The sequence below is a fragment of the Hyphomicrobium sp. genome (genome assembly GCF_041659645.1).
Classification (GTDB): Bacteria; Pseudomonadota; Alphaproteobacteria; order Rhizobiales; family Hyphomicrobiaceae; genus Hyphomicrobium_B.
Genome location: NZ_JBAZXX010000004.1, coordinates 125,768 through 148,222 on the forward strand (window position 1 = coordinate 125,768; position 22,455 = coordinate 148,222).

Below are 22,455 nucleotides of genomic sequence, written 5' to 3' on the forward strand. Positions count from 1 at the left end.
ATGCGGACGGTGGATTTTGACGCAGTACGTGCAAGCGCCCGTGCCCATGCGCCCGATCGTTTCTATTCGGCGCTTTTCGCCCCTGCCGAAACGCGCGATGATCTGATCGCGCTTGCTGCGTTCACCGGCGAGATCGAACGCATTTCCCGCCAGGTGAGCGAAGCCTCCCTCGGGGAAATTCGGGTCGCCTGGTGGCGTGACGCATTTCTGAGCCGCGGCGAAAGCGGCCGTTCGGGCAATCCGGTGCTTGATGCGTTTGCCGAGGTGATCCGCCGACGCGCTCTGTCGCTCGGCCGGATCGAAGATTACCTGGCAGCCCACGCCGACGCCCTCTACGCCGAACCGCCGTCGAGCGACGAGGATCTTTTCGCGCGGCTTCGCGTCATCGACGGCACGCCGTTTCGGCTTGCGGCCTCCATTCTCAGCATCGAGTTGGATGACCAGACAGCCGATGCGGCGGCGCGGGCCTCCGGCTTCGCCCGCCTCGGCATAGAGCTGCCCTATGCCTTGATGCACCAGCGTGCGCTCATTCCTTTGGCGCGGTCTCCGAACCCTTACGAAGAAGGCAGTGCGGCGGACTGGCGGCCGCAAATCGCTTGGTTTGCGGCGGAAGGCGGCGGGGCGCTTCGGGACGTGCGGCGTCATCTCACGGGCAAACCACGCTCATTTACGACCGCCCTTCTGCCGCTTGCCCTTGTGGAGCCCTATTTTCGCGCTTTGCAAAACCCTCGGCACGAGCCGGCGCGCGATATCGTGGACGTGGCGCCTATTGCTCGATTGTGGCGTATCGCGCGTGCGCATTGGTCAGGCCGCATTTGACGGCCGGCGAAGAGGTTAGATGGCATCTCGCTTGAGACAAGGACCGCGAGGAATCGCGGCGGGGCTGTTCCTTCTGTTGGTTTGCGCGGTCATGGGACTCGCAATGCCCGGAAGCGCCGAAGCAGCGCCCGTCGTGACTTGGCGTATCGAGAATCCGTTTCGGTTCTTTGTCGATCCGAACGACACCAACGCCCATCGCGAAACGTACCGCGCTCTCGGCCCGCGTGAGCGCACGACGCCGATCCTCTCGGAGGAACACGCCCTGCAGCGCAACGATCGCGACGGCTGGGCAGCGTCGATGTTCGACAAGACGTGCTGGAGCAACAACCGCTTCAAGTGCAAAGCCTACGACGACTACATGAACCCGACGCATCACGCCGTCATAGCGAAGATCACGGGCATCGACGACGCCTCGACGCTGTCGTGTACGTGGCTATCGTCACCGCGCGGCGACGCCAAGAATCCGCGTGGCGACGTCATCACCCAGCCGTGCAACGCCTCAGCCCGCTTCGTCGTCCCCTATCCGGGCGGCGCGTTGATCACCGTTGAAATCGGCGGCCGTCAGATCGCGAAACTCGACATCAAGGTCCGCGATATTTTGATCGCGGGCATGGGCGATAGCTTCGCCTCGGGCGAAGGCAATCCCGACATGGCCGTCAGGTTCTCGCGCGAGCGCACTGCCGATTACAGCACCATCGGCCTCTATGGCAGCCTGACCGGATATCCGGCCCGCATCGGTCCGTGGCGCGATCTTGGTGACAACGCGTTCATCAAGGAAAACGCCCGCTGGCTCGATCAGGCTTGTCATCGATCGCTCTACTCCGAGCAAATGCGCACCGCGCTTCAATTGGCCGTCGAGGATCCGCATCGCGCGGTGACGTTCGTCGGCGTGTCGTGTGCCGGAGCTGAAATCACGGGCGGATTGTTCCTGCGCTACAAGGGCAACGAATGGGTTCCCAATCCGCCGCGGCTTTCACAGATCTCGGCGGTCGCCGAAGCCCAATGCGGAAACAACAAGACCGAAGCCCTGAACCTGCCCGACGCGTATTATCAGAACGGCGCGGTGCCCGAACTGCGCGACATCATCATGCGCAAATGTCCGCAGGACGTCGCGCGCAAGATCGACCTCGTGCTGTTATCAATCGGCGGCAACGACATCGGCTTTTCGCGGCTGATTGCAAATACTGTGCTTTCGAATGAGTCCTTGCTGCGCGAGCTCGGCGGCTGGCTCGGCGAAATTCACAGCGATGCCGAGTCGACTGCCGCGCTCGAAAACCTGGGACCGCGCTATAAGTCGCTCAATCGCGCCCTGCACAGCATTCTGTACGTACCGTGGGAGGAGAGCGACCGTATTCTCCTCGTCGCCTATCCCGGCTTGGCGCTTCAGGGCGACGGCAGCGAGATGTGCGCAAGCGGCAATGCCGGCATGGACGTCGTTCCCGATTTCCAACTCGACCGCACCAGACTGAAGCTCGGAACGTGGTTCGCGGATAAGCTCAATCGGCAGATGCGCGAAAGCGCCAACGAATTCGGCTGGACGTTTGTCGAAACACATCGGCGCTCATTCATCGGGCGGGGTATCTGCGCGGGCTTGAGCGTCGAGGGCGTGAGCGACGTCGATGATCTTCGTCTTCCCCGCAAGATCGACGGCATGTGGACACCCTACAATCCGGCCGACTATCAGGCCTATGCAGCGCGCCAACGCTGGTTTCGGACGCCCAATGATGCCTTCATGACCGGCAATTTTCACGCCGCCGCAGGCTTCCTGACCAAGTATCTCCGCATCGAAGCCTTTGCTCCCTTCCAGGCGATCCTTGCCTCGACCTATTCGGGCGCGTTCCATCCGACGGCTGAAGGACAGGCCGCAATTGCCGACGCCGTAGCCGACAAGGCGAGAGCCGTGCTCGCGAAATATGGAGACGGCCCGGACGCAGATCCCACCGGCTACGTCGTGCCGTCGCCTTCCGATATGCCGCCACCCGTGGCTGCCGAGCCGGATACGTCGATGCCGGACGCCAATTCTATTCTGTCGAAATCGCAGATTGAAAGAGCGGCGACCGGAGCGCTGCCGTCGAACGTCGCAGCGCCCGCGTTGCCGGAGGCAGATACCGCTGTTCCGGTCCTCGACGATCCGGCGCCGACGACGCCTGATACCATTGGCGTGACCTCCGGTCCGCCCGGAAGCGAGCCGCCGCCCGCCGCCACCGCTGCAACAGCCACAGCGCCGATGCAGTCGATCGAGTTGCGCCGGTCGGCCACTCCAGCCGCCATGCCTGCGCCCCCCGCAACGCCAGTCCCCGCGCTCGCAACGACGGCGACGCCAACTCCGACTGCGGCTCCACCGGTTGCGGCGTCGGAAACAACCTCCGGACCTGCAGTATCGCAATCGCCGGTGGCCGTTGAGACGAAAGCGCCGGCCCCGCCGCCAGCGCCTGCCGCCGCTGACGACGAATTTACCCCGAAGGCGTTCGCGCCGTCATCCGGTAACAATTAGCAGCGCACTATGCCGTGCGCTTGGCGAGCGAGGCTTCGCCAAGCCAGCTCATGAGATCTGCAATCGCCCGCCGCGACATGATCCGTTTCTTCTCGCGCCCGCGCTCCGGCCCCTTGAGCCGCTGCCCGCTTTTGTCGTGCGTCGGGTTGGCATCGAGATCCGGCAGCAAACCGTAGTTGATATTCATCGGCTGGAACGATCGCGCCGCGCCGCGCTCGCCGTCGTCGCTCACGATATGACCGCCGGTGATGTGGTTGAGAAGGGCGCCGAGCGCCGTCGTCGGAGGCGGAGCGTCGCACGTCATGCCGGTCGCCTCTGCCGCTGCGAAACGTCCCGCGAGCAAGCCGATGGCCGCGCTCTCGATATATCCCTCGACGCCGGTGATCTGCCCCGCGAAACGCAGGCGAGGCATCGCTTTGAGCCGCAGAGAGCGGTCGAGCAACTTGGGGGAATTGAGATACGTATTGCGGTGCAGGCCGCCGAGCCGCGCGAACTCGGCGTTCTGCAAGCCCGGGATCATCCGGAAAATGCGCACTTGCTCCGCATGCTTTAGCTTCGTCTGAAATCCGACCATGTTCCACAGCGTGGCAAGCGCGTTATCCTGGCGAAGCTGCACGACGGCATAAGGCCATCGCCCCGTTCGCGGATCGTCAAGCCCGACCGGCTTCATCGGCCCGAAACGCAGCGTCTCCCGCCCGCGCTCCGCCATCACTTCGACCGGCAGGCAGCCGTCGAAATAGGGCGTCGACGCCTCCCACTCTTTGAATGTGGTCTTCTCGCCAGCGAGAAGCGCATCGATGAACGCTTCGTATTCGTCTTTCGACATCGGGCAGTTGAGATAATCGGCGCCGGTGCCGGCCGGGCCGGCCTTGTCGTAGCGCGACTGGAACCATGAGATCGAGGTGTCGATGGAATCGCGATGGATGACGGGCGCGATGGCGTCGAAAAACGCGAGGGAATCTTCGCCTGTCAATTGCGCGAGCGCGGCGCTCAAGGATGGCGATGTCAGCGGCCCCGTCGCGACGACGACATTCTTCCAATCCTCTGGCGGAAGACCTTCAAGCTCGCCGCGCGCGATAGTGACGAGCGGATTTGCGGAAAGCCGGGCGGTGACCTCCGCCGAAAAGGCATCGCGGTCGACCGCGAGCGCGCCACCGGCTGGCAGCTTGTGGACGTCGGCGGCCGCCATGATGAGAGAACCCGCGCGCCGAAGCTCTTCGTGCAACAACCCGACCGCATTGTTTTCCCAATCGTCGGACCGGAACGAATTCGAGCAGACAAGCTCCGCGAAACCATCGGTCTTGTGCGCTTCCGTCGAGCGAAGCGGCCGCATCTCGTGCAGCACCACCGGCGTACCAGCCGCCGCGATTTGGTGGGCGGCTTCCGATCCGGCGAGCCCGGCACCAATGACATGAACAGCGGAGGGTCGATCGATCTGCACGGTGTCTCTTCGGTCTGAGGAGGATGATTGTCTCGTCGGCCGGGAAAGCGGGCGCGATGGGGCGCTTCAAACGGCCTAAGGCGCCTTCTTAGGCGCGGCGACGGCCCAACGCAAATGGCACAATGCCAGCGCCAGCCCGATAGCGCCTAAATCCGTCTAGCTCAGGAAATAATCGTAAACCAGCTTCGTATTGAGGGCGATAATCATGACCGCAATCACGGCCGCAACCGCCGTCAGCCAGCGCGGCGCAACGAGGTCGCCAAGCTTTCCCCGGCTCGCCGTGAATTGCACGAGAGGGATCACCGCGAACGGCAGTTGCAGGCTCAGAACCACCTGCGTCAGGATCAGGAGCTTGCCCGTTTCGGCTTCACCGTAAAGCAACGTCACACCGGCGGCCGGAAGCAGCGCGACCGAACGCGTGATCAGGCGGCGAATCCACGGCGCAAGGCGGATGTGGAGAAAGCCTTCCATCACCGTCTGACCGGCAAGCGTCGCGGTGACGGTCGAGTTCAGGCCGCAGCAGAGCAGCGCGATACCGAACAGCGTCGGCGCGATGGCCGAGCCGAGCAGCGGGTGCAGCAGCGATTGGGCTTCGCTGAGTTCGACCACGTTCGTCTTGCCATGGGTATAGAACGCAGCTGCCGCGAGGATCAGGATCGACGCGTTGATCAGCAGCGCCAGACACAGCGCGACCGTCGAGTCGATCGTCGCGAACTTCAAGGCTTCGCGCTTCTGCGGCGTCGTGGTGCCGTAATCGCGCGTCTGCACGATGGCCGAATGCAGATAGAGATTATGCGGCATCACCGTTGCACCGATGATGCCGAGAGCGAGATACAGCATCTCGGGATTTCTGAGAATTTCCGTCGTCGGCGCAAAGCCACGGATCACGGCGCCCCATTCGGGATCGGCCATCGCGATCTGCACCGCGAAACAGATCGCGATAACGGCGAGCATCGTGATGATGAAGGCTTCGAGATAGCGGAACCCAAGCCGCTGAAGCAGCAGCACGACAAAGACGTCGAGCGCCGTGAGCAGCACGCCGATCTCTAGCGGAATGCCGAACAACAGGTTGAGGCCGATGGCCGTGCCGATCACTTCCGCCACGTCCGTGGCGATGATCGCGATCTCGGCGAACAGCCAGAGCGGATAGGCCGCCCACTGCGGATAGCCGTCGCGGCACGCCTGCGCCAAGTCGCGTCCGGACCCGATGGCAAGCCGCGCGCACAGCGATTGCAGGACGATGGCCATGATGTTTGAGAGGAGCGCGATGAACAGCAGCGCATAGCCGAACTTGGAGCCGCCAGCGATGGATGTCGCCCAGTTGCCCGGGTCCATATAGCCGACGGCGACCATGTAGCCCGGACCGAAGAAGGCAGCGAGCCGCCGCCAGCGAGTCGAATGTCCGGAAACCGGGACAGTGCGGAAGACGTCCGAAAGAGACGGCTCCTTCGCCGGATTGCGCCAAGTCCCGTCCGCTGTCAGCTCAGCCGCGGCTGGCGAAGTGCTTGTCCGCATGTCCACGACGGGTTCCGCTCTTTTCGCAAATGATAATCATTTGCAACTAGAGTGGTCGAGAAGGCTGTAACAGTCAAGAACGGTGGCTTTAACCAACCTGTGACAAATTCGAAAATGAGGCCGAAATTGGGGATAGTCGCCGTTAGCGGCAGGCATCGACCGGAAACATAGAGCAGCCGCACTCTGGCCAACGGATCGCCAGCGTGATCTTCAATCAATGAATGACACAGCAGATGTCACCCTGGTGAGAACTCGAATGTGGTCCCCCTACAGAAAACGCGTCGTCCGCGATCTCGACCGCTGGCGGTCGAATGGTTGGCTTTCGGAGGAGGGGCGATCCGCGATTCTGGCCGACGTCCAGACCGGCGCCCGTGAATTCAACCTTGCTTCGGTGCTGGGCATCCTGGCGAGCGTGCTCTTCGGCTTTGCGGCGCTGTCGTTCGTCGCCGCGCACTGGGAGGACGTGCCGCGTCTCGCCCGCCTGATCCTCCTGCTAGCAGCCATTTGGATTGGATACGGCGCCGCCGGATGGTTCGAAACGCGCGGCCAATCTTACCTCGCGGACGCCGCCGTGCTGTTCTCCGCCGGAATGTTCGGTGCCAGCATCATGCTCATCAGCCAGATGTACCACATTGGAGGCGACGCCTCGGACGGCGTGCTTCTGTGGTGGATGGGAACATTTTTCGCAGGCGTGGTGCTTCGCTCGAACCCGGCGCTCGCGTTGACGATGATCCTTGTCTGCGTCTGGTCGTCTTTGCAAACGTTGAACCTCAACGTGGCTCATTGGCCGTTCCTGATCGGATGGGGACTGGTGACGGTCGCCTTCGTTTGGCAACGCTGGTGGCCCGGTCTTCACCTTTCGGCTCTCGCGCTGTCGATCTTCATCATCTCGCTCGGGTTTCTTCTTGGTGACGGCCATTTCCACGGGCTCGTCGCCGCATTGGGCGTACTCGCGGCTATCGGAGCCGTTGCGCTGGAAAAAATCCGCCCCGATCTCGATAATATCGCGGCGCCGCTGTTCGCCTATGCAATCGCCGTCGGCTTCGAAGGCTTTTTCGCCCTGCAGTTTTTCGAGAACCCGTCCTCCGGACATCTCATCCTGCTTGCGATTGTCACCCTCGTTCTGTTGATCGCGGCCATCGCGCATGCCTTGTCCGTCACCAATCGTGGCGCGCTGTGGCTTGGATACATTGCCTTTTCCGTCGAGATCCTCGCGCTCTATAGTGAAACGGTCGGATCAATCCTTGGCACCTCGCTATTCTTCCTGATCGCTGCCGTCATCGTCGCGGCTCTCGCCTACGCCGCATTGCAACTGGCCCGCCGGAGCGCAAGCGGAGGGTTGCCCGCATGATCGTGAACCGCAAATGGATGTGGCCGCTGCTCGGAGCCGTCGCGCTTCTGCAATCGGCCGCGTTGTTCGAAATGGTCTATGAGCGCCACAGTCTTCTGAAATCCGGACGGGAATTGACGCTTGCCGTCCGCCCGCTCGATCCCCGCGACCTCTTCCGAGGCGATTACGTGACTCTCGGCTACGACATCAGCAGGCTCAGCAAGTCGAACACGGAGACCGATCCCGAGTTCTCCGGCTTTATCCGAGGCGGGGATGCCTTCGTAACGCTGTCGCCAAAGCCGGATGGCGGCTGGACCCAAACGCATATTGGCAGCGTCTACCCGACGAAAGTCGCGCCCGGCGATATCGTACTGAAAGGCCTTGTTCAGTCGATTTGGCCGGGTCAGACCGGCGGCGATACCACGGTGAACCTCCGCTACGGCATCGAGCAGTATTTCGTGCCCGAAGGAACCGGCCGCGCCCTGGAAGATCAAGTCCGCACCCACAAGATCGAGGCGATCGTGGCGGTGGGCAGCGACGGAACAGCCGCCTTGAAGGGCCTCGTGGTGGACGGCGAGCGGCACGAGGACCCACCATTGCTTTGAGGCTTCAGGCGAGGTCGGGCACCTGCTATGAGGCGGCCGCATCCAATCTGCAAACAGGAGACCTCAAGTGACCGTCACGCGCTACGAATCCTCCGCCGTCTATTCGAAGGTCACGGAGGCGAACGGCTTCGTCTTTACCGCCGGTGTTATTCCCACCGACCTTTCCAAGGACGTCGAAGGCCAGACGGCTGAAGTCCTGGCTGAGATCGACCGGCTGTTGGCCCTGGCTGGTACAGGCAAGTCCAAGATCGTCCAAGCCACCGTGTGGCTGAGCGACATTCGCAATCGCGACGGCATGAACAAGGCCTGGAGCGCGTGGCTCGGCGGTGAAGGGGCGCCTGCACGAGCTTGCGTCGAAGCGAAAGTCATCGATCCGCGCATGCTCGTCGAGATTTCGGTCGTCGCCGTCAAGTAAGGCTCGACGAAACTCAGAGTACAGAATGCGAAGCTTGACCAAGCGCGGATGCAATATTTTGCGCTTGGCCAAAAAAGCTGTGCCCGGTTTGCCTCTCTCCGCGATTTTCTTTCGCGCGCCATCGACAAAGCTATCGGCGGGATAGCTGAATCTGCGAAATAACCGATGGGGATCTGGGCCCCGATTGTCATCGGGAGACGGTGAGAAAATGAATAGCTTCGAATGGGTAAAGCCGGCGCTCGTCGCGGCTGCAGTATTAGCCTGCGCAGTTCCTGCGCTCGCTGACGACTCGGGCGTCGCCATAATTCACGCGCAGCAGCGCGAACGCGGCAAGACCTGCTTCGTCGACCACTACCACTATGGTTCGAGTTCGGGCCTCTCGTCGAAGAAAGCAGCGATGGCTGCTGGAATCAAATCGTGGGCTGATTTCACCGACTTCGAATACGGTTCCGACTGGGCGCACTGGGGCCGTGCCTCAAGCAAAAGCGCGAAATGCACAGAAGACGGCCCCAAAGGGACGTGGAGCTGCGATCTCAGCGCTCGTCCCTGCCGGTGAAGCGCAGACTTTTTGATCATTTCAAAGAGCCGTTCTTCGGGACGGCTCTTTTTAGCGTGCGAGAGCGCTGATCGCGCCCGTTACCGTCCGCCGACCGCACCGGCAAGGACGCGCCGAACGAGCGAAACGATCCAACGCACGAGGAACAGCTTGATCATGGTGCCGACGACGCCGCTGTTCGATCCAAGAAGATTGCCTATGATCGAACGGATGATGTTCTCAAGAGAACCACCGTCAGGCCCAGGAACACTCTGGCCGCCGCGTCGCACGATGTCGGGCAACCGACTATACGGATTGTCGTCCTCTTGCGAGTCCGGTTGCTGTCGCGGGTCGGGTTCCTGATAGCGGTTTCGCCGCCCGATTCCGGGGATCGTATCGCCCGGTACCGGCAGAGGATTTCCCATATCGGTCGGTCCGCGCGGCGCACTGGGAGTTTCGCTGCTCGACGGCTGATAATTGGGCGTCGTATCGGCATTCGCCCCCGGTGACGGGAAAATATCTCCCGGCAACGGCAACGGACTCCCGCCCGCACCCGAGAACCCCGGAATACTTCCCGCAACCTTTGCAATCGCCGGACCTGATTGCCTCTGCAACTCTCCGATCAGCAAATTCGCGACCACCGGCAGCATCTTCTGGACTGTCGCGGCGTCGAGGCCGGTAGCTGAAGCTGTGCGCCCCGCAATTCCCCGGCTGGCGTGTTTGCTGCCAACGAGGACATCGAGGATCTCGTTGCCGGACGACGCGACGTCGGATGAGCCGAGCGCTTCCGGATTCGAAAGGGCGCGCTGGGCACTCGGCGCCGTCACCAATGAAACGACATCCGCCACGCCTCCGCGAGAAAGCATGGCGCGCTGAATGCGAGCGTTGAGCTCTTCGGTAAGCGATCGCACTGCGGCATCGGCCTTTTGCTCGTCGATCCCGAACGTCGTTGCAACTCGTCCGACCAGTTCCTGGCCCCTGGTGCTGCGCATGCTGTCTTCGATCGTCACGTCGGCCTCCGGCCTTGAGTAGATATCGAGCCTAACTATCATGCCTCGCATCGGCTGGCAGCAGTTCTGAGACGAATGTGCAATGCCGATCGATAGCAGGAGCGAACATTCATCGACTGTTCACAACGCCGGGACTTAATTTGTTCCAGTGGGGAAACTGGGCGGATAACCCAGTAGGCTCGTGAAACCTAACTGGCGCCGCCAGCGTTCAAAAGTGGGCTGGGTTTGTGCCCGGCGAAAAAAGGCTGAGGGTGAGCACCCTCTGTGGAGAGACCAATGCGAAAGCTTGTTATGTGTTTGTCCGTTCTCGCCGGGCTATTTTTCGCGGGAACGCTCCCGGCTTCTGCGAATGCCGCAGCGGGCTTGACTGGAATGCAGGTCAAAAAATCCTCAAACATTGTCAGTGAGGCCCGTTGGCGTCGTTACGGCGGCTGGCGGCATCGTGGATGGCGTCGTTACGGCTGGCGCCGTGGTTTATACTACGGCTTCGGCGTGCCGTATTATGGCTACGGCTATTACCCGGGCTATTACGGCTACTATGGCTATCCCCGTTATTACGGCGGTTACTACGGCGGCGGCGGGTACTACGGCTATCGCCGCGGTTGGCGTCATCGCGGGTATGGCTATCGCGGGTATGGCTATCGCGGATATGGCCATCGCGGCTGGGGTCGCGGCGGCCGTCACGGCGGATGGGGCCATCGCGGGGGCGGGCGTCACCGTCGCTAAGAACGAATGGCCAGCGTCGTCACATCGGCGTAGCCTAAATTAGACGAACTCAAGCGGCTCGAGCGGTTTTTCCGCCCGGGGCGTTTCTTTTCGCACGGGAGTTTGGGCTCGCCCGAGTTGCAACCCCGCGACACTTTTGGCATGGTCCGCCGACTCTAAGCGTACGGCAATAATCAGACATAAGAAAAGCCGGGGCGATGCGCTGTTTCGGCAGCACCTGGAAGCGCCGGCAATAGGGGTCCGATCAAACGGACTTCAATTAGGAAGCGTGCCAAAAGGGACCACTCATGACCAACATACTTTGGGGGATCATCGCCTGCGGGGCGTTGGCGATTCTCTATGCGGTTATAACAGCCAGGGCCGTTTTAAGCGCCGACCAGGGCAACGCCCGAATGCAGGAGATTGCGGCCGCCGTCCGTGAAGGCGCACAGGCCTATCTCAGCAGACAATACCGCACCATTGGCATCGTCGGCGTTGTCATCTTCATTCTCGCTTGGCTGCTTCTCGGGCCTCTGCAAGCAGTCGGCTTTCTGATCGGCGCGGTTCTCTCGGGCCTCGCCGGATTTATCGGCATGAACGTCTCGGTGCGAGCCAACGTCCGCACCGCCCAGGCAGCGACCGTGTCGCTCGCCAAGGGACTAGACATTGCTTTCAAGGCCGGTGCTATTACCGGCCTTTTGGTTGCGGGCTTGGCGCTGCTCGGCGTCGCCGGCTATTACACGTTCCTGACAGTCGGCCTCGGCAAGGAGGCGGGTAGTCGCGAGGTCGTGGACGCGCTGGTGTCTCTTGGCTTCGGCGCATCTCTCATTTCGATTTTTGCTCGTCTCGGAGGCGGCATCTTCACGAAAGGTGCCGACGTCGGCGGCGATCTCGTCGGCAAGGTCGAGGCTGGAATCCCGGAAGACGATCCGCGCAACCCCGCGACCATCGCCGATAACGTCGGCGATAACGTCGGGGACTGCGCCGGCATGGCCGCCGACCTTTTCGAAACCTACGCCGTGACCGTCGTTGCGACGATGGTGTTGGCCGCGATTTTCTTCGCCGGTCAGCCGAATCTCTCCGCGCTTATTCTCTATCCGCTCGCGATCTGCGCCACCTGCATCATCACCTCGATCGCCGGCACGTACTTCGTGAAGCTGGGCGCCAACGGTTCGATCATGGGCGCGCTCTATCGCGGCGTGATCGCATCCGCCGTGCTGTCGATCCTCGGTCTTTACGCGTCGACCGAATATGTCCTCGGCGGCTTCGGAGATGTCGGCACCGCAGCAGGCCAGACAATCACGGGAAGCAATCTGTTTCTATGTGGGATCGTCGGGCTGGTGCTGACGGGCCTCATCGTCTGGATCACCGAATATTACACCGGCATCGGCTATCGTCCGGTCCGGTCGATCAGCCAGGCGTCCGTCACTGGACACGGTACGAACGTCATCCAAGGTTTGGCCGTTTCGCTCGAAGCGTGCGCCATGCCGACGATTGCAATTGTCGCCGCCATCATCGCGACGTATCAGCTCGGCGGTCTGTTCGGCACCGCGATCGCGACGACGACGATGCTTGGCCTCGCCGGTATGATCGTCGCGCTCGATGCCTTCGGCCCCGTGACCGACAATGCTGGCGGTATCGCCGAAATGGCGGGACTGCCGAAGGAAGTCCGCCGCTCGACGGACGCCCTCGACGCCGTCGGCAACACCACGAAGGCCGTCACCAAGGGCTACGCCATCGGTTCGGCTGGCCTCGGCGCGTTGGTGCTGTTCGCGGCTTACAACTACGACCTCCATCACTTCATCGACGAAGCCAACAAAGCCGGCGCCACCGACTATCAGTTCTTCAAGGGTGTTCAGGTCAACTTCGGTCTTGAAAATCCATATGTCGTGGCCGGCCTTCTGCTTGGCGGCCTCATTCCGTACTTGTTCGGCGGTCTCGCAATGACGGCCGTCGGACGTGCGGCCGGTTCGATCGTCGAAGAGGTGCGCCGCCAGTTCAAGGCCGATCCCGGCATCATGAAGGGCACGTCGAAGCCCGACTACGCCCGTGCCGTCGATCTGCTGACGCGCGCCGCGATCAAGGAGATGATCGTGCCGTCGCTACTGCCGGTTCTGTCGCCGATCGCGCTCTTCTTCGTCGTCAATGCCATCGCCGGCAAGGGCGCCGCGTTCTCGGCCGTCGGTGCCATGCTGCTGGGCGTGATCGTCACAGGCATCTTCGTCGCCATCTCGATGACGTCGGGCGGCGGCGCTTGGGACAACGCCAAGAAAAGCTTTGAAGACGGTTTCGTCGATAAAGATGGCGTCAAGCACATGAAGGGATCGGAAGCCCACAAAGCGTCCGTCACCGGTGATACGGTCGGCGATCCCTACAAGGATACCGCGGGCCCCGCGGTAAACCCAGCGATCAAGATCACGAACATCGTCGCGCTTCTGATGCTCGCCGTGCTCGCGCACATGTAAGCGAGACGCCGTTGCAATTGAAAAAGGCTCCGCAAAATTTCGCGGAGCCTTTTTTGTTTCGATGAACCAGAGACGGAGCGGAGATTAGCCGACAAGCTTCGGGTCTTCGCTGTCGTGGACGTGGCCGACGGCGGCGAGCAGACGCTTGTCGAGAAGCTCGGGCTTCAAAAGCACTTTCTGCGAGTGCACGTCTTTGACCGCCGAGCGCGGCACCACGAATTCACCGGCGTTCTCAATGTAGAGGACGAGCGACGTCGCCGTCACGTTACGGACGGCGCCAATGCCGTCTTTGCCGTCCACTAGAAAGGCCATGAAGCCCTCTTCAATTTTGTCGGACATGAATTTACCTGGGTCTGTTGTTGACGGTCGACCGCAGAACGTGCCGGCGGCGCTATCGTTCATTTGCTGTTTGGCCGCACTTTTTCAAGTTCGGCCGCGCATGCCGTTCGCTATAGCAGGCGCCGCGCCGCGGAACGAGAGCCTGCGTCTCGTGCGGTAAACATCCGCCGCCGTTCAGCCGTTGCCGAATAGCTGTTGTTTGCCGAGGTTGCGGAAGAGCCCCTTCAGGATGCCTTCATCCTTACCGCCAGGAGCCGGCGTCGTCCGGCTGATGAAGTCGAAGACCTTGCCGTCCTTCAAGCCGTAGTTGGCGATGCTGTCGACGGTGCCGCCCTGGTTGAAATATACAGCCACGACCTGACGATCCGACTCCGTCGGCAGGAAGAACGATTTTTGGCTGTCGGTGCTCGAAATATAATAAAACGCGCGTCCGTCGCCGATGACAGCGGTCGTCGCCGGAGTGCCGAGAGCTGTCCGCACTTGATCCTGGCTCATGCCGGGCTGGATGGACTGCAGGTCGGTCGGGCGGAATTCCTGGCCGTGCTTGGTGATCGTTGGCGTGCCGCAACCCGCCAGGGATGCAACCGAGGCGAACATGCCGAACAGGAGCGCCGCCGCTTGATACCGGCTTTTTGACCCGTTCTGTTTCATTTGTACTTTCATCTTGCGGGAATCGCCTCGCCCTTTCGGCAACGTGTGTTTAGATTGCGCGTCGAACGCCAGCAACTGCGCGCCCCCGTGGCCGCACGGCATGATCCCCAGACTTTTGCTCGGCGGGCCGCCACCACCCAGGATTCCCAAGATGTTGCGATGGCTGAAAAAGCAGTCCGAAACCGGCCGCAGAGCAGGAGAGCTTTATGGCAGCGTCGTGACCGCCGCGAGGCAGCTGGCTTTTTACGAGCTTATTGGCGTTCCGGACACACCCGAGGGGCGCTTCGAACTCGTCGCACTCCACCTCTATCTCGCCCTTGAAAGTCTACGTGGCGAGGCCCCCGGAGCGGAAGCTTTGAAGCAGCGCATGATCGAGGTTTTCGTTAACGACATGGACGATTGCATGCGCGAAATGGGCGTCGGAGATCTGGCGGTGCCGAAGAAGGTTAAGAGGGCGGCGGCGGCATTTTACGAGCGGGCCACGATTTACCAGCGTGACGGCGCAGACGAGAGCCGTCTCGCTGCTAGCCTCGGGCACTACATCTTCGCCGATGCCGCAGGCCGGGAGGATGCGAGACGGGCGCTTGCGCGCTATGTAGATGCGGCATCCTCGGCGCTCAAACATGAGGCCTTCGACGATTGGGTGGAAAGCGGAGCCGCGCGCCGGCTGCTCGACGCCTCCTGCACTTCAACGATCAGGATAACCGCGACGTGACGAACTCATTGGATTGGATCGAGAAAACAACCGATATTCCGGCCGGTGGCCTGGAGCGTGCGCGCGAGGCGACGGTCGATGAACTCAAACACGTCGCGAAAGCGCTCGATATCCTGGACGTTTCGAGTTTTTCTGCGCGCTATCGCATCGCCGCAATTTCTGCCGGCGGCTATCGCTTGACCGGATCGATAGCGGCGCGCGTGGAGCAGGCGTGCGTCGTCTCGCTCGAACCCGTGAGCGGCAACGTCAACGCCGCGTTCACCGTCGAATTCTGGCCCAACCTCAAAGCCGGCGAGAGCGACGAGGAAAAGAGCATCTTGAGCGGCACCGACGTCGAACTGCTCGAACACGGAGTTATACCGGTCGGACGGGTCGTCTTCGAGACGCTGTCGGCGTCGCTCGATCCTTATCCTCGCCGCGATGGCGCGGAATTTACCTGGCAGGATCCCAAAGCCGACACGCCCGGCGCAACCAACCCGTTCGCGGCGTTGTCGAAACTCAACAACAAGGATTGAGTCGCATGCGGTCCGGAACGCCGCGCCATATCGGCCGCTAGAATTCGTCGGTGGCCGCTATATGCAAATGAAAAGTCAAGATAAACTACGCAGATGTGAGTGCTTCTGTCACGAGGTACGTTTTCGCCTTGTGGGTGGGCTCCAAAAGGCTATGGTCTCGCCGAATTTCGGGGACAGATGGAGCCGTTAGCTGAGTCCGGTGCGTGAGCGCCGAACGCAGCGCGGCGTTCACGGCAAACGACAAGAATGGCAAGCCCAAAGACGATCGCACTCGATGCAATGGGCGGTGATCATGGCCCCGAGGTTGTGATCCCCGGGGCAGCTCTATCGCTTGAGCGCCAGCCCGCGTTGAGCTTCATCATGTACGGCCAGCAGTCGCGCATCGAAGCTATGCTCGCGCAGCATCCGGCTTTACGCGCCAAGAGCCGCGTCGTTCACACAGACCTCGTCATCGCGATGGAAGAAAAGCCGAGTCAGGCGTTGCGGCGCGGCAAGGGCTCGAGCATGTGGCTGCCGCTTGAAGCAGTGAAATCGGGAGAGGCCGATGCCGCCGTTTCAGCCGGCAATACCGGCGCGCTCATGGCGATCGCGAAGCTCGTGCTGCGTCCGATAGCGGGCATCGAACGCCCCGCCATCGCCGCGCTCTGGCCGACGGTAAAATCCGAAAGCATCGTCCTCGACGTGGGCGCCAACATCGGCGCGACCGCGGCGCAGCTCGCCGACTTTTCGCTGATGGGCGCAGCTATGGCCCGCGCCGTGTTTCACATTGAGAAACCATCTGTCGGGCTCTTGAATGTCGGCACCGAGGAAATGAAAGGCAACGAGGACGTCAAGGCGGCGCACGCGTTGTTGAAGTCGATTGATTCCCTGCCGCTCAACTACAAAGGCTTCGTTGAAGGCGATCAGATCGGGCAGGGCGCGGTCGACGTCGTCGTGGTCGAGGGCTTTGCCGGCAATATCGCTCTTAAAACGGCCGAAGGCACGGCCAGACAGATCAGCGCGTATCTCCGGGCAGCCATGACAAGTTCGTTGATCAGCAGGCTAGGGGCGCTGCTCGCACAGGGCGGTTTCCGTGTGCTGAAGGAAAAAATGGATCCGCGCCGCGTCAACGGTGGCACATTCCTCGGGTTGAACGGCATTGCGGTGAAGAGCCACGGCGGCACCGATGCCTTTGGATTTGCGAGCGCTGTTGATCTTGCGTACGAGATGGCCGATTCCGGATTGATCGCGCGCCTCACAGCCGATATCGACGGTTTCCACCATAGGCTTTCGGCTGCCATCGGCAGCACGCCGGCGCGAGATGCGACCGGAAGCTTGCTCGGAAAGGCATAGATTTGGCAGTTCTCCGCTCTGTTATTCGCAGCGTGGGCGCGCATCTCCCCAAGCGCATCGTAACGAATGACGACCTCGCGAAAATCGTCGATACGAGTGACGCCTGGATCCGCGAGCGTTCCGGCATCCAACAGCGGCATATCGCGGACGAAAAAGAGCTGACGTCGGAGCTTGGCGCCGCCGCTGCTAAGCAGGCGTTGGTCCGTGCCGGCATCGATCCGATCGACATCGATCTGATTATCTGCGCAACCTCGACGCCCGACCGGACCTTTCCGGCGACGGCGGTGAAGATTCAGGCGATGCTCGGCGTCACCAAGGGCGCCGCTTTCGACGTCCAGGCGGTTTGCTCCGGATTTGTCTATGCGCTTGCCATCGCCGACAATTTCCTGAAGGCTGGGCAGTCGCGGCGCGCGCTCGTCATCGGCGCGGAAACATTCTCTCGGATCCTCGATTGGTCGGATCGCTCGACGTGCGTTTTGTTCGGCGATGGCGCCGGCGCCGTCGTCCTCGAAGCGCAGCCGCAGCGTGGCACGCGCGAAGATCGCGGCATCATCTCGACGATGATCCGATCGGATGGCCGTTTCGAAGAACTGCTCTATGTCGATGGTGGTCCGGGTTCGACCAAGACGGTCGGGCATTTGCGCATGAACGGCCGAGAGGTGTTCCGTCACGCGGTTCAGAAGATCTCCGGCGTCATCGAAGAGACGCTGGTCGAGACGGGCTACACGGCCGATGAGATTGATCTCTTCATTCCGCACCAGGCGAACAAACGCATTCTGGACGGCATCGTGAAGAAGCTGAACGTCGCGCCCGAGAAGATCATCATGACGCTCGACAAGCATGGCAACACGTCTGCGGCGTCGATCCCCCTGGCCCTTAACGATGCCTTCGAGGCCCATCGGGTCAAGGAAGGCAGCCTCGTCCTGATGGAGGCTATGGGCGGCGGATTCACCTGGGGCGCCGTTTTAGTACGCTGGTAGTGCCATTTTGGTGCGATGCAGCGTAGAAAATCCAGTTTTTTCAGTTGGTTGTTGATTGCAGCCCGTTGACCCCGCGACCAACCGCCGCTACCATTCTCGGTCGATAAGATGTTCGGCCGGGAGGATGTGATGGTGGGCAAGACATTGACGCGGGCTGATCTTGCGGAAGCCGTCGTGGAAAAAGTCGGGTTGCCTCGTAACGAGAGCCAAGACCTCGTCGAGCGCGTCCTAGATGAGATTTCGGGCAGCTTAGCGGAAGGTGACGCCGTCAAGCTTTCGTCGTTCGGCTCGTTCGGCATACGCCAAAAAGGCGAGAGGGTTGGTCGCAATCCGAAAACCGGCGAGGAAGTTCCGATCACGCCGCGCCGCGTCTTGGTGTTTCGTCCGTCCAACATTATGAAGGACCGGATCAACAAGGGCCACGTGAAACGCTAACGGGCCGGTTGCAAGAACGCGAAACAAAGCGTTCAATCGCAATAGGTTGTTGGGCGCGAGGGGAAGGCCATGAACAAGTCGGCGGAAGCGTTTCGCACGATCGGGGAAGTGGCTGACGAACTCCAGATTCCGAAGCATGTTTTGCGTTTCTGGGAAGGCCGGTTTCCCCAAATCCGCCCGATGAAGCGTGGCGGCGGCCGCCGATATTATCGCCCTGAGGATATGGAGTTATTGCGTGGCATCCGCGCCTTGCTCCATGCCGAAGGCTATACAATTCGTGGCGTCCAGAAGATTCTTCGTGAGCACGGCGTCGATCAGGTCAAGGCGGCGGCGCATCGGATCGTTGCGGCCCAGGCCGCGGCACCGACCGTACCCGCCGTCCGCAAGCGTGGCCGCAAGCCCATCGCCAAGGCCGCTCCTGCCGCGCCGCCTCAACCGGAAAATAAGCCCCGCCTGGAGCGCGCCACACTCACGAAAAGCCAGATCCAAATCGCAATCCGCGAGCTTGAAATCGCCGGCGCCATTCTGCGTGGCCAGCCGATCAATCCGGCGGTGAATTCTGACGACGTGAAGAAATCGCGTGCAGGGCGAACATAAATCTCCAACCGCCGCCGGAACCACAGCCACGCGGCGTCAGGCATGTCCCGAACTCGAGATCTTCTTTGTCGATCTTGTCCGAGCCGAGGCCTTCCTTGCCGCCGAGGAAGAGCGCACGCCCCGGCTTTCCGTCGCCGATCATGAGCGCGCGCGTGCGATCGCCGATATCCAGGCGCAGCGCCTGTGGTGCGCGTCGAGAATAGCAACCCGCATCGTCATCGAACGCTTCGGCGGCGAACGCTTTCGCGGCGTCGCATTCCAAATCGATCCTGGCGGACGCCCCGTCTTGGGTGACGGCGGCCCGCAATTCAGCGTCTCTCATACGAACGGCGCTGCGCTCATTGCCGTCTCGATGGACATGGCCGTCGGCGTCGATCTTGAAGCAAAGACTCGCATGCTCCACATGTCGAATGATCGCCGCCAGCGCATCATCCGAGCGGCGGAACGGCTCGGACCTCAGCCGCGCCTGCTCGGTGCCGAGAACGACGGTGACGTGATCGCCGCCTGGGTTCAGCTCGAAGCTGTCGCGAAGGCGCTGGGCATCGGCATTGGCCGGTTGCTGACGGAAGAAGGCGTCGTCGGCGGATCAAAATCAAAAAGCGGCGCGCCGACCGATTACCGGCTCGCGGTTCAGGCGCTATCCGTGGAGAACGCTTACATCGCCGCGATCGCTGCCCCGCGCATTCCCGAGGATCTGAAGGTCGAGTCGTTTCCGCACGCGGACATTGCTGCGTTTTTGCGCCGCCGCCGTTAGCCGGTAATACCTCTCATTAAGCCCGGCGTTGAGGCACTCCCCTTCGCTTATGGCGAGTAGCCGAAAAGCTGAGGCCAGGGATTGCTGACCGACTGCTGCCTGTGCCGACGGTTGCGATTGCGAGGCTTTGCTGGACGATCTGCCTCCGCCACGACCTTCGGCCTAGAACCCGCTGACGCGCTTGTTTTCACGACAGAGGCTGTCTCGACGGCGAAGGCGGTCGCGGTCTCGTCTTTGACGGCGAGCAGAATATTCGACTCCGACGGCTTCCACTGATACCCGAGGCTGAAGTCGATCGGTGTCGTTTTGTCCTTCGCGAAGACGTCTTTGAGCCGCGCCTGATACTGGCCGCCAAAAAGACTGATGGGCCCGACGTACCGGCCGTACGGATGCAGTTGCCATCCTTGGGCAAAGAAGCGGATCGGAACCCCGGAATCGTCTTCCAGCAGCGACACGCTGTGCGTCAGCAGATAGTCGCGCACGGTTGAAAAGCTATCCTGATGCATCAGGTAGGATGCGCTTTTGATGAAGCTGTCACCCTTGCCGAGCGTATTGCAGAACGTCAGGAAGCCGCTGTCCTTGATGCCGCCATCCGAAAGGTCTGTGCTGAAATAGTAGAGCGTGCTCTTCTTCCCGACATTCGCGTCCCCGAAGACGATCTTCACGCCGCGTCCCGTTGGCTTCTCGATCTTGTCCTCGACCGGATGCAATGTTCCGTCGCTCTGAAGATCGATCAGGTCGACGGTATAAACCGTCTTGCCGGAACGTGCGAGGAATGTCATCAGCACCGGAATTGTGCCGTTGAGCTTTGCGCGGCTGAAATCCACGCGCATGAACTTGGTCTGGAAGAAGCTGTAGCTCAGCACCGAACTCAGCGACGAGCGAAGCTCTCGGAGCGATCCCGCGATTTCACCCTTCGAATACTTCCGAAGATCCGGAATCTGCCCAGGCGGTTCCAGTCCTGCCATCACGTAGGTCGTTGCCGATGGGAAAAATGCATCGGCGTAGAGATAGTCAGGGCCGCTGAAGAAATAGAACAGCGTCGGCTGCGGGTTTTTGAAATCCCGCGAGACGAGGGTGCGGATCTTGCTGAGCTGGCGCTTCTCAAGCCCGTCCCATGCTTGATCGAAACTGTTCGCATACTGCTTCCAGAATGCGTCGTTCGTATACGTCCTGAGGGGGGATCCGTCCGATGGCTGCATGCCTGCGATGAAGCGAGCTGTGTCGTTCAGACTTGCGCCGGGTTCGGCGCGTGCTGCACTCGACAGGATCGAGACCGCGAGTGCCGCGAAAGCAATCGCTACGGTGACGCGCATTCTAGCCATGTTGGGTCCTATTGAGATCCTGACCAACCACTGGGCGCCGCTGCAAATAGGCATATACGGCTAAACCCGTCAGCATGATGGCGAGACCAGCGAGAGACTGAAGTGGACGCTCTACGACAAGGTGATACATCATGAAAGCCGTGACGCCGAGAAAGACCAAAGGCGTGAACGGATAACCCCAGGTCTTATAGGGCCGTGGAAGGTTCGGCTCCGTCCAGCGCAGAACGATGACGCCGAGCACCGCGAGGAACGAGCAGAGCGTAAGGCTGAACTGGATCGTATCGAGCACGGCTTCGAAGCTCTGCGTCATCAGCAGCAGGCTGACAATGACGAGCTGCAACAGAATTGCGTACGTCGGCACGCCGTTTTTGCTCATAATCGATAAGGGACGAAACAGCGCGTAATCCTTGCCCATCGCCATCGTTACGCGCGGCCCGATCCACGTCATGGCGCTGACCGAAGAGATCAGCCCGATGCAGATCAGCGCCCCGACGATCATGCCGCCAAACTCGCCAAAAATGTGCTTCCCGGCAACCATGGCAACATCGAGCTGACCGGCCATGGCCGATATCGGAGTGGTGTAGAGAAACACGGCATTGAGCGCGACATAGCAGCTGATCACGATCAGAGTGGCCGCGATGATCGAGCGCGGCAGGCTGACTGCGGGTTCGCGAATTTCGCCGGCGATGTAGGTCGCAGCGTTCCAGCCCGAATAGGCGTACATCACGAAAACAAGACTCACCGCGAACGGAGCGCTTGCGATGTAGCTCGTGTCGATTGCGGACGGTGCGAAGGAGATCGGCTGCGGCACGCCGTATGCAAGCCCGGCAACGATCAGCGCCAGGATGAGCGCGCCCTTGATGATCGTCGAGATATTCTGAAACTTGCTCGAATGCTTGATGCCGCTGAGGTGCACGAGCGTGACGCCCCAGACGACGGCCAGTCCGAGTAGCAGCGGCGGCGCGCCGGGTACGATGCCTTTGAAATATTCCCCGAACGCCATCGCCGCGAGCGCAATCGGCGCCGAAAAGCCGAGCGTCGCCGATATCCACCCAGCGAGAAAGCCGACCGCCGGATGGTATATGCGCGTCAGAAAATTATATTCGCCGCCCGATCGCGGAAAGGCGGCTGCCAATTCGGCATAGGCGAGGGCACCGCAAAGCGCCGCGATTCCTCCGACGATCCAGAGCATCAGGACAGAAAATGCCGACGGGATCGACGCAACCTGGAAGCCGAGGCTGGTGAAGACCCCAATGCCGATCATATCGGCGACGGCAAGCGCAGTCGCGGTCATCGTCGAAACCGTCCGGGCGTCTAGCCCGGGTGTCGCGGAAGTCGGTGCGCTGATTGTTGCGGCCGTTGTCATGTATGGAGCTTGATCCTGGTCGACTCGGGACAGTATTGACTCGGTTGCGTTACAACAACCGCCGGTAAGACATGTTAAATTCAAGTTGCCAAAATGCATCTAAGCGGTGCGC

Annotated in this window: 22 protein-coding genes; 15 read left to right on the top strand and 7 right to left on the bottom strand. The window is 61.2% G+C overall.

Annotated elements, in window-relative coordinates:
* Together WC811_RS14960 and WC811_RS14965 are read left to right on the top strand one after the other, a co-directional pair.
* The gene (locus WC811_RS14960; RefSeq protein WP_372646038.1) at positions 1-819 is read left to right on the top strand and encodes a squalene/phytoene synthase family protein; all 819 of its coding nucleotides are present in this window, start codon (positions 1-3) and stop codon (positions 817-819) included.
* A gap of 19 nt (positions 820-838) precedes the next feature.
* The gene (locus WC811_RS14965) at positions 839-3,313 is read left to right on the top strand and encodes a hypothetical protein (protein WP_372646040.1); all 2,475 of its coding nucleotides are present in this window, start codon (positions 839-841) and stop codon (positions 3,311-3,313) included.
* Positions 3,314-3,320: 7 nt separating this feature from the next.
* On the opposite strand, the gene trmFO is transcribed toward WC811_RS14965, so the two are convergent.
* Both trmFO and WC811_RS14975 read right to left on the bottom strand, forming a co-directional pair.
* Positions 3,321-4,748 (bottom strand): methylenetetrahydrofolate--tRNA-(uracil(54)-C(5))-methyltransferase (FADH(2)-oxidizing) TrmFO, encoded by a 1,428-nt coding sequence (trmFO, locus tag WC811_RS14970; protein ID WP_372646733.1) that lies wholly within the window; start codon positions 4,746-4,748, stop codon positions 3,321-3,323.
* 162 nt (positions 4,749-4,910) lie between these two features.
* On the bottom strand, positions 4,911-6,269 hold the full coding sequence (locus tag WC811_RS14975) for an Nramp family divalent metal transporter (RefSeq protein ID WP_372646734.1): 1,359 nt from the start codon (positions 6,267-6,269) through the stop codon (positions 4,911-4,913).
* A gap of 256 nt (positions 6,270-6,525) precedes the next feature.
* Between WC811_RS14975 and WC811_RS14980 the strand changes: the two genes are divergently transcribed.
* The 4 genes from WC811_RS14980 to WC811_RS14995 all read left to right on the top strand — a co-directional run bounded on the left by WC811_RS14980 (position 6,526) and on the right by WC811_RS14995 (position 9,175).
* Entirely contained in the window at positions 6,526-7,620 is a 1,095-nt protein-coding gene (locus WC811_RS14980; RefSeq protein WP_372646043.1) for a DUF2157 domain-containing protein, read from the top strand.
* Complete coding sequence (locus WC811_RS14985) at positions 7,617-8,204, top strand: GDYXXLXY domain-containing protein (protein WP_372646045.1); 588 nt, start codon at positions 7,617-7,619, stop codon at positions 8,202-8,204. Before WC811_RS14980 ends, WC811_RS14985 begins: the two co-directional genes overlap by 4 nt.
* Positions 8,205-8,271: 67 nt before the next feature.
* A complete protein-coding gene (locus WC811_RS14990) occupies positions 8,272-8,619 on the top strand; it encodes a RidA family protein (RefSeq protein ID WP_372646047.1) in 348 nt (115 codons plus the stop codon).
* Positions 8,620-8,827: 208 nt separating this feature from the next.
* A complete protein-coding gene (locus tag WC811_RS14995; protein WP_372646049.1) occupies positions 8,828-9,175 on the top strand; it encodes a hypothetical protein in 348 nt (115 codons plus the stop codon).
* A gap of 80 nt (positions 9,176-9,255) precedes the next feature.
* Here the strand turns inward: WC811_RS14995 and WC811_RS15000 are convergent, their stop codons facing one another.
* Positions 9,256-10,164, bottom strand: coding sequence for a DUF937 domain-containing protein (locus WC811_RS15000; protein WP_372646051.1), 909 nt, complete (start codon positions 10,162-10,164; stop codon positions 9,256-9,258).
* A 276-nt stretch (positions 10,165-10,440) separates the two neighbouring features.
* Here WC811_RS15000 and WC811_RS15005 point away from each other — a divergent pair, with 276 nt between their 5' ends.
* Positions 10,441-10,890 (top strand): VrrB protein, encoded by a 450-nt coding sequence (locus WC811_RS15005; RefSeq protein WP_372646053.1) that lies wholly within the window; start codon positions 10,441-10,443, stop codon positions 10,888-10,890.
* 287 nt (positions 10,891-11,177) lie between these two features.
* Positions 11,178-13,334 (top strand): sodium-translocating pyrophosphatase, encoded by a 2,157-nt coding sequence (locus tag WC811_RS15010; RefSeq protein ID WP_372646055.1) that lies wholly within the window; start codon positions 11,178-11,180, stop codon positions 13,332-13,334.
* Positions 13,335-13,418: 84 nt separating this feature from the next.
* Here the strand turns inward: WC811_RS15010 and WC811_RS15015 are convergent, their stop codons facing one another.
* Together WC811_RS15015 and WC811_RS15020 are read right to left on the bottom strand one after the other, a co-directional pair.
* The gene (locus tag WC811_RS15015) at positions 13,419-13,673 is read right to left on the bottom strand and encodes a hypothetical protein (RefSeq protein WP_372646057.1); all 255 of its coding nucleotides are present in this window, start codon (positions 13,671-13,673) and stop codon (positions 13,419-13,421) included.
* Between the two features lie 174 nt (positions 13,674-13,847).
* Entirely contained in the window at positions 13,848-14,324 is a 477-nt protein-coding gene (locus WC811_RS15020; RefSeq protein ID WP_372646059.1) for an outer membrane protein assembly factor BamE, read from the bottom strand.
* A gap of 100 nt (positions 14,325-14,424) precedes the next feature.
* Here WC811_RS15020 and WC811_RS15025 point away from each other — a divergent pair, with 100 nt between their 5' ends.
* The 7 genes from WC811_RS15025 (at position 14,425) to WC811_RS15055 (ending at position 19,652) form a co-directional block, all read left to right on the top strand.
* The gene (locus WC811_RS15025) at positions 14,425-15,039 is read left to right on the top strand and encodes a ubiquinol-cytochrome C chaperone family protein (RefSeq protein WP_372646061.1); all 615 of its coding nucleotides are present in this window, start codon (positions 14,425-14,427) and stop codon (positions 15,037-15,039) included.
* Positions 15,036-15,554: a DUF177 domain-containing protein gene (locus WC811_RS15030; RefSeq protein WP_372646063.1), complete on the top strand. Its 519-nt coding sequence runs from the start codon at positions 15,036-15,038 to the stop codon at positions 15,552-15,554. Before WC811_RS15025 ends, WC811_RS15030 begins: the two co-directional genes overlap by 4 nt.
* A 246-nt stretch (positions 15,555-15,800) precedes the next feature.
* Entirely contained in the window at positions 15,801-16,886 is a 1,086-nt protein-coding gene (gene plsX, locus WC811_RS15035; RefSeq protein WP_372646065.1) for a phosphate acyltransferase PlsX, read from the top strand.
* 2 nt (positions 16,887-16,888) lie between these two features.
* Positions 16,889-17,866 carry a beta-ketoacyl-ACP synthase III gene (locus WC811_RS15040; RefSeq protein ID WP_372646067.1) on the top strand — a complete coding sequence of 326 codons (978 nt, stop codon included), beginning with the start codon at positions 16,889-16,891 and terminating at the stop codon, positions 17,864-17,866.
* Positions 17,867-17,995: 129 nt separating this feature from the next.
* Positions 17,996-18,301, top strand: a complete 306-nt coding sequence (locus tag WC811_RS15045; protein ID WP_372646070.1) for an integration host factor subunit alpha — start codon at positions 17,996-17,998, stop codon at positions 18,299-18,301.
* A gap of 69 nt (positions 18,302-18,370) precedes the next feature.
* Complete coding sequence (locus tag WC811_RS15050; protein ID WP_372646072.1) at positions 18,371-18,898, top strand: MerR family transcriptional regulator; 528 nt, start codon at positions 18,371-18,373, stop codon at positions 18,896-18,898.
* Entirely contained in the window at positions 18,882-19,652 is a 771-nt protein-coding gene (locus WC811_RS15055) for a 4'-phosphopantetheinyl transferase superfamily protein (protein WP_372646074.1), read from the top strand. The genes WC811_RS15050 and WC811_RS15055 overlap by 17 nt, the downstream gene beginning before the upstream one ends.
* Before the next feature lie 47 nt (positions 19,653-19,699).
* On the opposite strand, the gene WC811_RS15060 is transcribed toward WC811_RS15055, so the two are convergent.
* Positions 19,700-20,977, bottom strand: coding sequence for a hypothetical protein (locus WC811_RS15060; RefSeq protein WP_372646076.1), 1,278 nt, complete (start codon positions 20,975-20,977; stop codon positions 19,700-19,702).
* Entirely contained in the window at positions 20,970-22,343 is a 1,374-nt protein-coding gene (locus WC811_RS15065) for an APC family permease (protein WP_372646079.1), read from the bottom strand. Before WC811_RS15065 ends, WC811_RS15060 begins: the two co-directional genes overlap by 8 nt.
* Between the last annotated feature and the right edge of the window lie 112 nt (positions 22,344-22,455).